Source organism: Yersinia canariae (assembly GCF_009831415.1).
In the GTDB taxonomy this organism is placed as follows: domain Bacteria; phylum Pseudomonadota; class Gammaproteobacteria; order Enterobacterales; family Enterobacteriaceae; genus Yersinia; species Yersinia canariae.
In genome coordinates this window covers 745,717-759,288 of record NZ_CP043727.1, presented here as the reverse complement: position 1 = coordinate 759,288, position 13,572 = coordinate 745,717, and the positions used below count along the sequence as shown (strand labels likewise).

The following is a 13,572-nucleotide window of genomic DNA, read 5'->3' as shown; positions in this document are numbered from 1 at the left end:
GGGTGCAGCCATGAAAATAGTGATAAAAATATTAATCAGCATTATATTAATAATACCACAAATAGCCTATTCAAATAAAGCTAAAGTTTGTTTTTATGAACAGGCCGACTTTGGCGGAGAGTCATTCTGCGCGACCGAAAGTGAGTCAAGAACCAATTACAATGATGAGTTTGATAATAGAATAGAATCAATTTCCGTCCCCCCAGGCATGGTTGTTACTCTTTATGATGGCGTTAATTTTTCTGGCGAAAAAATGATATTGAAAAATGACATTAACTTACAGGAACTACAATTATCTAAGTTATATGAAAATATAAATTCATACGAGGTAGCACCCGCCGCCTGCTTTTATACCCAAGATAAATTTCAGGGTGACAGTATGTGTTTAGCATCAAACCAACAAATAGATTTACATCACGATCACGAGCCCCTAATAGAATCTGGCCGAGAAGTATTTCCTATTCATAATGACAGCATTAGATCAATAACAGTCCCCCATGGAATAACCGCAAAAGTATATAGGAATGACAATTTCAATTTACCATTTTTCAATCTAACAGAAAATATTACAGATAATTATTTGAAAGCCATTAATATGAGTGAATCAATAACCAGCATCAAAGTATCAGAAAAAAAAGGCCTTAACTGTGATCAACAGTGCGCCATTATGACTAGCCATAGAATAAAGCTTATTGATGTATTTGGCGAGTATTGGAATAACACGCGCTTGCAAAACAAGCAGGTATTATTAGTTTTTAACACTGTAGAACTCGGAGATGATGACAACTATGACATTGTACTATTTAACGGCCCTGGCATAAGTATAAACGAAAGACGGGTTATATTCTCTGACTATAGTATGATTAATAAGTTTTATTTTGAGCGCTATAAGCGCAGTGACAACCTCTCTTTTATTTTACAAATAAAAGGAGATACTATACAAACACAGTTTATTCAAACATTAAAAAATAACTTAGTGGATATATCACCCATCATCTCTTTTGATTGGCTTAATAGTATCACCATCTCACCAGAAATAATTATCACTAATTACAACAAAGACGTTCCCATAGTTATTGAAAAAACTATACTTACAGCAGATACCGGTGATAAAGACTGGGAAAAGAGAGACTTAACTCAAACAAGTAAAATAATATGTGCCTTCACTCCTTTCTTAAATATTTATAATTATATTATCCAAGGAAAATGCCAACAACTGGATGCTATCATATTCAACATAGATAGATATTTCAGTAGTAATACAAAAGGAAAAACATTACATATTGCAGGAAGCAGCACGCCACTTAAACCTCAACCAGTCACAAAAGAAGAACTATTAATACAAGAAGGCGGTGATGATCATATGACACTGGCTTATATTGACAATAGTAAAAGAAGTCAATCTTTAAGCCTTCCAGCTGTAGCAAAAACCTGTATGGTTTCAATTTACTCTTTAATGAGCACTCGTCCAACACGTCAAATAAGGCCCCACTGTATTAATTGGACATTAGATATCATGACTGACTTCACATTATTGTTTGGCAATAGTTTAGAAACCTGGAATACGGAATTTTTTGGCCGAATGATTGACTCTATAATCAGAACAGGGAGCATTGGCGTTGCAGTAGAAGATCAAGAACTGGAAGATAGATTAATCAAATCTATAAAAGAAAAAATAATAGAACAAACATTAGAGCAGACAAACAGCAATGCTCTCAGCTATATCAAAACCGCATTTGACTATGCTCAACTTAGCTACTTAACCTATAGTTTTTATTACTTGTCTGATGAGACACCATCTCAAGTTGAGCTCTTACCATTAGGTATTTACGAGTTACTCCTTGAGACTTTCATCTACAGGCAAACACTCCCGATAATCATTTCGCAAGGTGAATTAGTTGAGCAAAGCGACTTAGAATTCGAAGTAGAAATACTTCCAATACCGACGTTAGAAGAAGAAAAAAAGCTTTCAGATATTGAAGTTAAAAATGCTCAAGCTATGCGTAAAAAACTCAGTGAAACTGTTTCTCAATGGGGGTTGCAGTATCAAGGATTCAGTACCGAAGAAGATGCCAGCGCGGATGACAGTCAACATAAAAACGACAAAGGACTCAGAAAACTTCTCCGTGCCGGAGATATCGTGACGGGTATTATCAATCGCAGACTAGTCCTTCGCCGCCCAGGTGAAATATATGTGGTCGTAAAACTACAAGGAAGGATTATCGCCATTGTCGTCGCTGACCGTTTTAATAGCCAAGATAGAGTTGAGTTGGTCGCTTCTGCAACTCTGCCAGATTATGTTTTATTTCCCGACCGCGAAGGAACAGTAAGAGGAGCAGGCACAGCTGCGGTTAGAGAACTAAGCCGATATTTACAACAACAAGGTGCCAGAATATTATTTTCTGAGGTTATTTCTCAGCCTTCAGCTCGCGTCAAACAGAAAGTCGGTTTTAACTTTAAGAGTGAATTTTAGGTTTATTAGTCAAAAAAATAGCCCATTAATTTATGGGCTATTTTTGTCGATAAGTTTGATTGAATGACTTTCTTACTCAGCCAGAACCTTCTTTGGCAAATGTACTTTCACATCACTATTAATATCATTGCGTAGATAAATACCTAACATCAATCCCACCAGTGATAACAACAACATGTAATACGCCGGGGCCATAGGTGTCACTTTCATCAATAATGTCACCAGAATAGGTGTTAATCCGCCAAAAATGGCGTACGCGACATTGTAGGAGAAAGAAATTCCAGTAAAGCGAACCTCTGCCGGGAAAGCACGCACCATCACATAAGGCACTGCGCCGACAATACCAACACAGAATCCAGCCAACATATAATGAGTAAATAATTGGCTCGGATCAGTTAAATTGGCGTGATAAAACGACCATGTTGATACCGCTAACATCAGGCTGCCCACAATGAAAGTTTTACTGGAGCCAAAACGATCAATCGCCAGCCCGGCAACAACACAACCAAAGACCAGCGCGACAATCGCCAAACTATTCGCCTGCAATGCTAGCGCGGGCAAAACACCAAACTGTTTCTGCAAATAAGTCGGTGTCATCAGGATAACAACCACGATACCGGCAGACAGTAACCAAGTCAGCAGCATCGAAACAAACACTTCTTTCTTATGATTGACCACAACAGATTTCAGTGGCAATTCATCAGCCAGCGTTTTGCGCGCCTGCATTTCTTTGAAGATGGGGGTTTCCTGTAACCAACGGCGTAAATACATGGCAAATAAGCCGAAAATCCCACCCAGGAAGAATGGAACACGCCAGCCACCATCTAAAATGGCCTGATGACTTAAAGCCGTGTTCATCGCAGTTGCCACCAGTGACCCCAGCAATATCCCTGCGGTTAAACCCGCCGTTAAAGTACCGCAAGCAATGCCGATACGCCGGCGTGGTACGTGTTCAGCAACAAAGACCCATGCACCAGGAACTTCACCGCCGATTGCCGCACCTTGCAATACGCGCATTAACAACAACAGCAGTGGGGCTGCAATGCCGATAGAGGCATATGTCGGCAGCATACCAATCGCCAATGTTGGCAATGCCATTAACAAAATACTCAAGGTAAACATTTTCTTACGGCCAACCAGGTCACCAAAATGCGCCATGATAATGCCGCCCAGAGGACGTGCCAGATAGCCCGCAGCAAAAATACCGAATGTCTGAACTTGGCGCAGCCACTCCGGCATATCTGTTGGGAAGAATAGATCACCAATCACCGCTGCAAAAAACACGAAGATGATGAAATCATAGAATTCTAATGCTCCGCCTAATGCGGCCAAGGTCAGTGTTTTATAATCTTGCTTATTCAACCGACGATTATGATTATGTTGTTGGGCAACATGGGGTTGGGATAAGCCATTTTGAGTTGATTCGTGTTCTTGAGGCATATGACACCGTAGTAAACCAGAGTAGGGGAAGAAAAATATTTCCAACATTTTGTAAAGTAAACATGACTATACCGTACAAAATTCCCCACACTCTTATAAATGGCATATTATGTTGTAAAAAGTTTTAATTTAGTTATTTATATCGAGAATGGCACTCTTGGGACGAAAAGCCGCTACCACTTCAGCATTGGTCTCTATATAAGGCCCATCGAGTAGTTGAATACAATACGGCACACTGGCAAAAATACCCGCGACCACCACCTTAGACTCAGCATCCTTTACCCCTTCAAGGGTTTCTTTGATGGATTTAGGCTGCCCCGGTAAGTTGATAATCAATGCCTGTTTACGGATAACGCCAACCTGACGGGATAATATAGCGGTAGGGACAAAATGAAGGCTGATTTGACGCATTTGCTCGCCAAAACCCGGCATTTGTCGATCAGCAATAGCCAAAGTGGCATCGGGCGTAACATCACGTCTTGCCGGCCCGGTTCCGCCGGTGGTCAATACCAAATGGCAACCCATTTCATCGACTAACTCACACAAGGTTTGTTCAATCAAAGTTTGTTCATCGGGGATAAGGCGGGTTTCTATTTCAAAGGGGGTGGTTAACGCGCTCGCCAACCACTCTTCCAGTGCTGGAATACCTTTATCCTGATATACCCCACTTGATGCGCGATCTGAGATGGAGACTAAACCTATACGTAATGTATTCATGAGACTACCTCGACGAAAAGCCCGTTATCTATGGCGAATAATAGCATACCCGATGTTATTGGAACTGCTGTTAGGCTCAGATTGCCGGCAATAAAAAAGGCGGCTTTCGCCACCTTTTCGTCAAATAACTGCGGAGAATCAATCACCACAAGTCATATTACAGCAGGTCTGAGATCATTTTCTCAAGTTTGCCCTGGTCGACAGCAAATTTGCGAATGCCATCAGCCAGCTTATCAATCGCCATTGGATCCTGATTGTGCTGCCAGTAGAACTCAGCTTCAGTCAGTGGCGTAGGTTTAGCTTGAACTTCACCGGTATAAACCAGTTTACGTTCTACTGGGCCTTCGCTTTCTGCCAATTCTTTCAGCAGGGAGGGGGCGATAGTCAGGCGGTCACACCCAGCCAACTCAATGATTTCACCCAGATTACGGAAGCTTGCGCCCATCACCACAGTTTTATAACCGTGTTTTTTGTAATATTGGTAAATCTCGGTGACGGAAACAACACCTGGATCTTCATGTGGCGCGAACTCTTTTTTGTCGCCATTGGCTTTGTACCAGTCAAGAATACGGCCAACAAACGGAGAGATCAGGAACACATCTGCTTCAGCACAAGCGCGCGCCTGAGCAAAGGAGAACAGCAGAGTCAGGTTGCAGTTAATGCCTTCTTTTTCCAGCTGTTCCGCAGCGCGGATACCCTGCCAGGTAGAAGCCAATTTGATAAGAATACGGTCATTACTGATACCGGCTTCGTTATACAATTTGATCAAACGTTTAGCTTTCGCCACGCTAGCCGTAGTGTCATATGACAGGCGAGCATCAACTTCAGTAGAAATACGGCCAGGGATCAGTTTCAGAATTTCCAAACCAATATTGACGGCCAGTTTGTCAGTCGCATCAACAATTTGCTGCGCATGATCACTGCTTTGTTCGCGTGCCCAAGCAATAGCTTCATCGATAAGCTTGCGGTATTCAGGAATTTGGGCAGCATTCAGAATCAGTGATGGGTTGGTGGTTGCATCTTGCGGCTGATACAGTTTCATTGCCGCGATATCCCCAGTATCTGCTACTACAGTGGTGATTTGGCGTAGGGAAGTAAGTTTATCGGTCATGTTGTCGTTTCTCATCGTTTGTGCATGAACTTTTGGCATGTCGCAACTGTTATCTCTTTCGAAATGACACTTCATTTCATTCGTAATGTTAGCCATTTCGCAATATTAGCGATTTCGACACTCTACCTTGTCTTGATAATAACATGCGTAAGCCTTGGTGCAAGGCAGTTAAACTGATTAAAAAAAGCGCAAACGAGCAGTATTGGGTTCGCAACCGTTTTCGCCTTTTAAAACAGCCAGAAACCGGCAGGTTAATAGCAATTTCATCCATTCTTATCGTGCTGAGACGATTTAGCTAAACTATATTCTCTATCGACTCATCTACCAACCTATCTTAGCAATCGCCCAATCTTCTTTTTGCTGATGCCGACTTTTTGCTACAGTGTCTTATCTGGATTAACAGGATGTCGTTATGCTTATTGTAATTTCCCCGGCTAAAACCCTTGATTATCAAAGTCCGTTAGCAACCAAGCAGTTTACTCAGCCAGAAATGTTGGATAAGTCACAACAGCTTATCGAGATCTGCCGTGAGCTGACACCAGCCCAAATCAGCAGTCTGATGAGGATTAGCGACAAACTCGCGGGGCTAAATGCCGCCCGTTTCAGCGAATGGCAGCCGGACTTCACACCAGAAAATGCACGTCAGGCAATCCTGGCCTTTAAAGGTGATGTCTACACTGGGATGCACGCGCAGGATTTCAGCGCTGCTGATTTTGATTTTGCCCAGCAGCATCTGCGCATGCTTTCTGGCCTCTATGGGGTATTGCGCCCGCTAGACTTAATGCAGCCTTATCGTTTAGAAATGGGAATTAAGCTGGCTAACCCGCGCGGCAAAGATCTCTATTCATTCTGGGGCGACCAGATAACCGAAAAACTGAATCAGGCACTGGAGCGGCAAGGTGATAACATGCTGATTAACCTAGCTTCTGATGAATACTTTAAGGCCGTCAAGCCCGCCAAATTGGCAGGTTCGCTGATTAAACCGGTCTTTTTGGATGAGAAAAATGGTAAATACAAAATTATCAGCTTCTATGCCAAAAAAGCCCGTGGGCTAATGAGCCGCTTTATTATTCAAAACAAGCTAACCAAACCAGAGCAACTGGTTGATTTTAATCTGGAAGGCTATGAGTTTGATGATGGGCTGTCGGCAAAAAATGAATGGGTCTTTAAGCGGGCGGAACAGCACTAAAAATAGTCACGGAGCCAATCAAATGGCCCCGTGTGCATTTAATTACTTAGGTAATGCCATCAAGAAAGTGCGTAATTGCGCAAAATCTGCTGGTAAATCATGGGATAGCAGAGGTAATTGCGCACGTACCGCCAAAGGTTTCGGCAGCGGCAATTCCTGTCCCAGAATCTCTTCGACACTCTCTTTAAATTTCGCTGGATGGGCCGTTCCGATGAACAACCCAAATTCCCCGTCCTGCAATTGATCACGTAGCACACGATAAGCAATGGCGGCATGTGGCTCAGAGATATACCCCAAATCTGCCAGCTCCCGCATGGTGTCTTTGGTGACTTCATCACTGACTGCGCCGTGACCTAACTCTTTCAATTGCCAGATTTTACGGCGATAAAGCTCTTCTACACGCGGCCAGTTATTCGGCTGGCTGACATCCATCGCATTCGATAATGTCGCGACCGTCGGCTTCGGCTGCCACTGACCATTAACCAGGAAACGTGGCACAGTGTCGTTAGCATTGGTCGCCGCGATAAAGCGTTTTACCGGTAAACCTAAGGATTTAGCCAGCAGACCAGCGGTCAAATCGCCAAAGTTGCCACTGGGTACGGAGATAACCAACTGGTTACGTGCTTCTTGCGGCAACTGGGCTACAGCTTCAAAATAATAGCAAATTTGCGCCAGCAACCGACTGATATTAATAGAGTTCGCCGAGTTAAGGCTCAGGGCCTGTTTGAGATCTTCGTCATCAAAAGCTTGCTTAACCAGAGCCTGACACGCGTCAAAATCACCCTCAATGGCCACCGTGTGGATATTGCCACCCAGCGTACAGAACAATTTCTCTTGTAGCGGGCTGATTTTGCCGCGCGGGTAGAGGATAACCACACGAACATTTTTCAGACCATAAAATGCATGAGCCACCGCAGCCCCAGTATCACCGGAGGTTGCCGTTAAGATGGTCACCGGCTGATCCTCTGCGACTTCGGCCAGCATCTGCGCCATAAATCGGGCACCGAAGTCTTTAAAGGCCAATGTCGGGCCGTGGAACAGTTCCAGAGCGGCGATATCATTCTCGACCTGAGCAACCGGCGCTGGGAACTCAAAAGCGGCCTGAACGCGTTTGGTTAATACTTCCGGTGCAATTTCATTGCCAATAAAGGCAGACAAAATACGGCTACTGCGAGTGACAAAATCCAGATCCAGCAGTTTATCGATTTCCGTCAGTTCAAACTCTGGCAACTCCAGCGGGAAGAAAAGCCCCTGCTGCTTGCCCAGGCCCTGTTTGATCGCTTGCGCGAAGCTGACCTGCTCGTTGTGATCTTTAAGGTTATACAGTTTCATGCGTTATCCCAGTAGTCGTGCGCCTGCGGTATCCAGACGGCAAATATGAACAAAACCTTCGTCGTTTTGCAGGTAGTGATTTTGTAACCAACTCGCCATACGCTGCGCGGTTTCTGTATCGTTACACACGGCAAATAGCGTTGGGCCGGAACCGGAAATGCCACAAGTCAGTGCGCCAATATCCTGCGCGGCTTGCCTGGCCGCAGCAAAGCCCGGCAAGAGTTGTGTGCGGTAAGGTTCGGCAATGACATCTTTCATCATTTTAGCGGCCAAATCTGGCTGCTGGGTGTGGCAGGCGTGGATGAACCCAGCCAAATTACGCCCATGGGCAATGCAATCCTGGCGGCGATACTGTGCCGGTAAAATAGCGCGGGCTTCAGCTGTCGAGACTTTAATACCCGGATAAGCCATAACCCACAGCCAATCATCAAAACCGGGAACATTCTGGCTGATATAGCCGGGCTGCTCGAGAATCAGTTGCATCCCGCCCAGATAACACGGCGCAACATTATCAAAATGCACACTACCGGATACCCGCCCTTCCAGCTCACCCATCATGCCCAACAGTGTCACTTTATCCAGCGGCTTGCCACAGAACTCATTCATCGCCATCAAACCGGCTACCACAGAACAGGCACTGGACCCAAGCCCAGAGCCAATCGGCATGTTTTTTTCCAAAACCATTGCCACGGGGATCTCTTTGCCCATTTCCTGACAAAAACGCTCCCAGCACTGATAAACGATATTTTCTTTTGGGTCATCGGGCAACTTGCTGACGAAACGCCCCTCGTTACGCAAGCTAAAACTATCTGCCGCTGTCGCACTGACACAATCGCCAAGCAGAGTGCCGTCTACCGGTGAAACCGCAGCCCCTAGCACATCAAACCCAACGCTGACATTGCCAATCGATGCCGGAGCATAGATTTTAACCATATTTAAACTCCCAACTTCCATGATAATGTGCGTAAAAGATCAGCGAATACCCCAGCGGCAGTCACATCATTACCCGCGCCATATCCGCGAAGTACCAACGGAATTGGCTGATAATAATGGGTATAGAAAGCCAACGCGTTCTCACCATTTTTTACTTTATACAGAGGATCATTACCGTCTACGGCATCCATTCGGACGATACAACGCCCTTCTTCGATAACTCCGACATAACGCAACACTTTGCCTTCCTCAGCAGCATTTGCCACCCGACGCGTAAACTCACCATCCAATGACGGCAGACGCGCGAGGAAGCTGTCTACATCGCCAGTTGCATCAAAACTAGCGGGCAGAACTGACTCAACCTCGATATCAGCCAGCTCAAGTTTGTACCCTGCTTCACGGGCTAAAATCAACAACTTACGCGCGACATCCATCCCAGACAGATCATCGCGGGGATCCGGCTCGGTATAACCCAGCGCTTTGGCCTGCAATGTGGCTTCCGACAAGGTCATCCCTTCATCCAGCTTACCGAAGATAAAGGACAGTGAACCTGACAGAATGCCAGAAAAACGCATCAGTTCGTCACCCGCATTGAGTAAATTCTGTAAGTTTTCAATAACAGGCAAACCCGCACCAACGTTAGTGTCATACAAGAATTTACGACATGACTTCGCCGCTGCGGCACGCATTTGGCGGTAGTAATTCATCGATGAAGTATTGGCTTTCTTGTTTGGCGTCACAACATGGAAACCATCTGCCAGGAAGTCAGCATACTGATCGGCAACCGCCTGACTGGATGTACAGTCGACAATCACTGGATTGAGCAAGTGATACTCTTTAACCAAACGGATTAAGCGGCTGAGATTAAAGGGCTCTTGTACTTCAGCCAGCTCATGACGCCAGTTATCCAGCGCAATACCGTGCACATTAGTCAGCATGGCTTTGGAGTTGGCAATCCCGCACACACGCAAATCGATATGGCGCTGTTTCAACCATGGCTGTTGACGATAAATTTGCTCGATTAATGCCCCGCCGACGCCACCCACACCGATGACAAACACCTCAATGACCTGATCAGTATTGAACAACATCTGGTGACAAACACGCACACCGGTAGTGACTGCATCATTACTGACCACCACAGAAATAGAGCGCTCGGACGAACCTTGTGCAATCGCAATGATATTGATATTGGCGCGAGCTAATGCCGAGAAGAATCGGGCTGAAATTCCCCGCAAAGTGCGCATTCCGTCACCGACCACGGAAATTATCGCCAAGTGCTCCATCACATCCAGAGGTTCTAATAAGCCATCTTTCAATTCCAGATAAAATTCATCCACTAATGCTTTGCGGGCGCGGGCTAACTCACTTTGAGGGACACAGAAACTGATGCTGTACTCAGAAGAAGACTGGGTGATCAACACCACTGAAATACCGCTACGTGACATCACCGCAAAAACGCGGGCGGCCATGCCAACCATGCCTTTCATACCGGGGCCAGACACGTTAATCATGGCCATGTTATTCAGGTTGGTGATGCCTTTCACCGGGAAGCCATCGTCACTACTTTCCCCCCCAATCAGGGTGCCAGGGGCTTGTGGGTTAGACGTATTTTTAATCAGGCAAGGAATTTGGAACTGGGCGATAGGAGAGATAGTGCGGGGATGGAGGACTGAAGCGCCAAAATAGGACAGTTCCATCGCCTCCTGGTATGACATCGATTTCAGTAGTCGAGCATCGGGTACCACCCGTGGGTCACAAGTATAAACCCCATCAACGTCAGTCCAAATTTCACAACAATCAGCGCGTAAACAAGCTGCCAGCACAGCAGCGGAATAGTCAGAACCGTTTCGCCCCAACACCACTAACTCGCCTTTATCATTACCGGCAGTGAAACCCGCCATCAGGATGATATGGTCAGTTGGGATATTGCTGGAACCGATACGACGAGTCGATTCAGTGATATCAACGGTAGATTCGAGGTAATGGCCCTGTGCCAGTAATTTCTCGACCGGATTAATCACGCTGACTTGATAGCCTTTAGCTTGGAATACTGCTTCCATGATAGCAATGGAGAGTTTTTCACCACGGCAGATGATGGCGGCATTGATGCTATCCGGACATTGACCAAGCAGTGAGATTCCGTGCAAAACATGCTTGAGTTGCGCAAACTCATGGGCCACCAGCGCTTTTAAGCGCTCATAATCAAAGCCCGGTTGAGCATCAGCCAATCCACGCAACAGCTCGGAAAAAATCCGCTCAGCATCACTGATATTCGGCGAGATATCTTGCCCGGCCACCATTTTGTCAATCATCGCGACCAGATGGTTGGTGATTTTAGCGGGGGCGGATAATACTGTCGCCACTTGCCCCTGACGCGCATTACTTTCAATGATATCCGCAACACGCATAAAGCGCTCTGCATTTGCTACTGATGTCCCGCCAAATTTCAGCACTCGCATTTCTGGTTCTCTCCCGCTTTCGCGCTTTTTTATCGCAAACTTTTTTGCAAAGATTTGATTGAAAAAAAAAGCCCGCACTGTCTAGGTGCGGGCTTTTTTCTGTTGTTTCCTGTACGCGTCAGCCCGCCCCGTAACCTGTGGTTTCGGTGGTGGTAATAATTGTTGTGTTCAGGCTGATGTATCGCATTTCGTCTGTCTGTCTCATAAATAATATGGCTCTACCTCTATTGGTTAAAGCAATCCGCCCCTCAAGTCAAATTTTTTCAATCGCCAACCTAAAGAAATCAACCGATCCAGAGTGAGTTATTATCTCATCAGAAAGACATTATCAGGCGATAAAAACAAAATTAAGTGCAAAATAACAGACATTAAAACCATAAAACCACCATTAACTCGCACAATATATTTTATGATTTTTTTACTGAATTAAGAAGAAATACGCAGGTAGGCAATAAATCCGATTTTTGAAACCCCGTGAGAGCTCGTGATAAAAATACCGCCAATAAAGAACAAACTCGTCATATTCCAGCCTGTCGTCGGCTAAAATGATTTTAAAAGCAACAAAATTGAAAACTTTGTCACTTCATTTTACATTTAACTAACATTGATGATAATTCTTCTAATGTTTTTAGACGAAATAGAGCACTGATAAGGAAATTTGGCTTATCGGCATAATGTCCAAAGAATATTGATTTTAAACAATAAAAATCAACAGATTAGAAAATTCATTTTTTTGTTACCTCTGATGCCCAATTTTTAATATTAATAACACTGAATCGATCACATAATTTAACCAACTATCGCTTAAGCTGGTATTCTTGTAAGTCTTTTTCACAAAAGTGTTAACGTGCTACAATTGAATTTGATATATGTCAACAAAGCGTAGTTTTGTTAGGTGGTAGATTCGGCTCACACTGTTATATTGCTGTTAATAGGGTTAGGATATGCGCCGCTTTTGTCACCTTTGGGGCTGTAGGGAGTAACACCCCGACCAAGCTAGTGATGTTGTTGACGTTGATGGAAAGTGCATCAAGAACGCGTTTACGTACTTTAGTCATGTGATGAACGGGATGACGAGTAACTAGTCAATAAAAATCCTAATATAACAAAGACTTTTGTACCTCCTATTTCTATTTTGTTGGCAATTTTAGGTAGCAAACATGCAGACCCCGCACATTCTGATCGTAGAAGACGAGATAGTTACTCGTAACACCCTGAAGAGCATTTTCGAGGCGGAAGGCTATGTTGTTCATGAGGCTAATGATGGCGCAGAAATGCACCACATTCTGTCTGAGAATGATATCAACTTAGTTATCATGGACATCAATCTGCCGGGTAAAAATGGCCTGTTGCTGGCACGGGAACTTCGTGAACAAGCAAGTGTTGCCCTAATGTTCCTGACAGGTCGTGATAACGAAGTAGATAAGATCCTTGGGCTAGAAATTGGCGCTGATGATTACATCACCAAACCGTTCAACCCGCGCGAATTAACCATTCGGGCACGTAACTTGCTGTCACGCACCATGAATTTGGGTAGCGTAGGCGAAGAACGCCGCTTGGTTGAGAGCTATAAATTTAATGGCTGGGAACTGGATATCAATAGCCGTTCATTGATAAGCCCTGCTGGCGAGCATTATAAGTTGCCGCGCAGTGAGTTCCGCGCCATGCTTCACTTCTGCGAAAACCCGGGCAAAATCCAATCCCGTGGCGAATTGCTGAAGAAAATGACCGGTCGCGAGCTGAAGCCGCATGACCGTACTGTTGACGTTACCATCCGCCGCATTCGTAAGCATTTCGAATCGACCCCGGATACCCCAGAAATCATCGCCACTATCCACGGTGAAGGTTATCGTTTCTGTGGCGACCTCGAAGAGTAACGCGCCAAGACGCCTACAATAAAAAGCCAGCTCTAAAA

General features: G+C 44.9%; 11 protein-coding genes and 1 other annotated feature. Of the genes, 3 read left to right on the top strand and 8 right to left on the bottom strand.

Annotated elements, in window-relative coordinates:
• The first annotated feature begins 10 nt into the window (after positions 1–10).
• Entirely contained in the window at positions 11–2,473 is a 2,463-nt protein-coding gene (locus tag F0T03_RS03580; protein WP_159677243.1) for a peptidase inhibitor family I36 protein, read from the top strand.
• Between the two features lie 72 nt (positions 2,474–2,545).
• Here F0T03_RS03580 and F0T03_RS03575 read toward each other — a convergent pair whose 3' ends face one another.
• The 3 genes from F0T03_RS03575 to tal form a co-directional block, all read right to left on the bottom strand.
• A complete protein-coding gene (locus F0T03_RS03575) occupies positions 2,546–3,913 on the bottom strand; it encodes an MFS transporter (RefSeq protein ID WP_145556171.1) in 1,368 nt (455 codons plus the stop codon).
• A gap of 129 nt (positions 3,914–4,042) precedes the next feature.
• On the bottom strand, positions 4,043–4,630 hold the full coding sequence (mog, locus tag F0T03_RS03570; RefSeq protein WP_145556172.1) for a molybdopterin adenylyltransferase: 588 nt from the start codon (positions 4,628–4,630) through the stop codon (positions 4,043–4,045).
• Between the two features lie 157 nt (positions 4,631–4,787).
• The gene (gene tal, locus F0T03_RS03565) at positions 4,788–5,741 is read right to left on the bottom strand and encodes a transaldolase (RefSeq protein ID WP_145556173.1); all 954 of its coding nucleotides are present in this window, start codon (positions 5,739–5,741) and stop codon (positions 4,788–4,790) included.
• 412 nt (positions 5,742–6,153) lie between these two features.
• On the opposite strand from tal, the gene yaaA reads away from it, so the two are divergent.
• A complete protein-coding gene (gene yaaA, locus F0T03_RS03560; protein WP_145556175.1) occupies positions 6,154–6,930 on the top strand; it encodes a peroxide stress protein YaaA in 777 nt (258 codons plus the stop codon).
• Positions 6,931–6,972: 42 nt separating this feature from the next.
• Here the strand turns inward: yaaA and thrC are convergent, their stop codons facing one another.
• The 5 genes from thrC to yjjY form a co-directional block, all read right to left on the bottom strand.
• Positions 6,973–8,262, bottom strand: coding sequence for a threonine synthase (thrC, locus tag F0T03_RS03555; RefSeq protein ID WP_159677242.1), 1,290 nt, complete (start codon positions 8,260–8,262; stop codon positions 6,973–6,975).
• Between the two features lie 3 nt (positions 8,263–8,265).
• A complete protein-coding gene (thrB, locus tag F0T03_RS03550) occupies positions 8,266–9,195 on the bottom strand; it encodes a homoserine kinase (RefSeq protein ID WP_145556177.1) in 930 nt (309 codons plus the stop codon).
• A gap of 2 nt (positions 9,196–9,197) precedes the next feature.
• Entirely contained in the window at positions 9,198–11,657 is a 2,460-nt protein-coding gene (thrA, locus tag F0T03_RS03545) for a bifunctional aspartate kinase/homoserine dehydrogenase I (protein ID WP_159677241.1), read from the bottom strand.
• A gap of 61 nt (positions 11,658–11,718) precedes the next feature.
• Positions 11,719–11,837 (bottom strand) — a sequence feature (Thr leader region).
• A complete protein-coding gene (thrL, locus tag F0T03_RS03540) occupies positions 11,776–11,844 on the bottom strand; it encodes a thr operon leader peptide (RefSeq protein ID WP_002231504.1) in 69 nt (22 codons plus the stop codon). Its footprint overlaps the feature before it by 62 nt.
• A gap of 730 nt (positions 11,845–12,574) precedes the next feature.
• A complete protein-coding gene (gene yjjY / locus F0T03_RS21645) occupies positions 12,575–12,715 on the bottom strand; it encodes a YjjY family protein (RefSeq protein ID WP_004706054.1) in 141 nt (46 codons plus the stop codon).
• A 102-nt stretch (positions 12,716–12,817) separates the two neighbouring features.
• On the opposite strand from yjjY, the gene arcA reads away from it, so the two are divergent.
• Positions 12,818–13,534, top strand: a complete 717-nt coding sequence (arcA, locus tag F0T03_RS03535) for a two-component system response regulator ArcA (RefSeq protein WP_004706052.1) — start codon at positions 12,818–12,820, stop codon at positions 13,532–13,534.
• Positions 13,535–13,572 lie beyond the last annotated feature (38 nt).